This is a genomic window from Vibrio sp. 10N.222.52.B7 (assembly GCF_041474275.1).
GTDB classification, from domain to species: domain Bacteria; phylum Pseudomonadota; class Gammaproteobacteria; order Enterobacterales; family Vibrionaceae; genus Vibrio; species Vibrio crassostreae_C.
The window spans coordinates 1-268 of the sequence record NZ_JBFRTU010000151.1; the positions used below are offsets into that span (position 1 = coordinate 1).

At 42.9% G+C, this 268-nt stretch carries 1 pseudogene; it reads right to left on the reverse strand.

Annotation, left to right across the window (positions count from 1 at the left end):
• Nucleotides 1-268 (reverse strand): annotated as a pseudogene (locus tag AB4512_RS21900) (NAD-dependent dehydratase); the annotation flags it as partial.

Below are 268 nucleotides of genomic sequence, written 5' to 3' on the forward strand. Positions count from 1 at the left end.
CTTTTTTAAAGCTGACGATCCAGCTTGTATCCAAGCCATTGGGATTGGAATTAATCGCGGTGATTTCCCCATAGCATGAGCGATGGTTTGCATCAATTGAGTTGTCGATACATCATGATCATCAGAAGCTAAGAAAGTCTGTCCCGGAGCTGAAGGGTGTTCGCAACAGGTTAATATTAAACTGGATAGATTATCCAGATAAACCAAACTTCTCTGGTTTTTTATAGCGCCGAACGGTAACGGGATGCCTTCGTCAATCAAACGCATC